The sequence below is a fragment of the Streptomyces corynorhini genome (assembly GCF_003346515.1).
Lineage (GTDB): Bacteria > Actinomycetota > Actinomycetes > Streptomycetales > Streptomycetaceae > Streptomyces > Streptomyces corynorhini.
Window position 1 is genome coordinate 1 of sequence record NZ_QQNA01000426.1, and the last position, 1027, is coordinate 1027.

Sequence of the window (1027 nt, forward strand, 5' to 3'; positions counted from 1 at the left end):
GTCGAAGGACAGCGCGACGGCGCCCGGGCCGCCGTCGCGCTGTCCTTCGACCCCGACCACGAGACGATCCCGCTGCGCGACGGCGAGACCAGCCCCGGCCGGCTCGCCCAGGGCGAGTACGGCGCCCGGGTCGGCGCCCCGCGCATCCTGGAGCTGCTCGCCCGCTACGGCGTCCCGGCGACCTTCTTCATGCCCGCCGTCTCCGCGCTGCTGCACCCCGAGGAGGCCCGCGCCTACACCCGCGACGGGCACGAGCTGGCCGTCCACGGCTGGATCCACGAGCGCAACACCCTGCTCGGCCGGGAGGACGAGCGGGAGCTGATCGGCCGCGCGCTCGACGCCCTGACCGAACTCACCGGAGCGCGGCCCGTCGGCATCCGCACCCCGTCCTGGGACTTCTCCGAGTCCACACTCGCCACCATCCTCGAACTCGGCTTCGCCTACGACTCCTCGCTGATGGCCGACGACGAGCCCTACGAGATCGTCGCCGAGGGCCGCCCCACCGGACTCGTCGAGATCCCCGTCGACTGGATCAGGGACGACGCGCCCTACTTCACGATGGACCGTTACGGCTCGGTGCGCCCGCACACCAGGCCGCGCGACGTGCTGGAGATCTGGACCGACGAATTCGACGCCGCCCACCGGGCCGGTGGCGTCTTCCAGCTCACCCTGCACCCGCACGTCATCGGGCACCGCTCGCGCCTCGTCGTCCTGCGCGAACTGCTCGACCACATCGCCGCCCACCCGGGCGTCTGGTACGCCACCCACGCCGAACTGGCCGAAGCCGCCCGGGGCGCGCTTCGCCACGAGACCACGGAGCACACACCATGAGCACCGAGTCCCCCGAGGCGGGCTCCGCCCCCGCCACCGCGCCCGGTTCGCACAGACTCTCCGGGAAGCAGCGCAAGGCGATCATCGCCGGAACCATCGGAAACACCGTCGAATGGGTGGACTGGGCGCTCTACTCGATCTTCGTCAAGATCATCGCCGATGAGTTCTTCCCGAAGGGCGACGGCGCCGTCGCCCT

At 71.7% G+C, this 1027-nt stretch carries 1 protein-coding gene and 1 pseudogene; both read left to right on the top strand.

Translation table 11 applies throughout. The features are described 5' to 3' along the window. Positions 1-831 (top strand): polysaccharide deacetylase family protein (locus DVH02_RS33910; RefSeq protein WP_114627666.1); only part of this gene is annotated, 831 nt, incomplete at its 5' end. Then, a pseudogene (locus DVH02_RS33915) lies at positions 828-1027 on the top strand (MFS transporter); the annotation flags it as partial. The gene DVH02_RS33910 and the pseudogene DVH02_RS33915, both read left to right, overlap by 4 nt.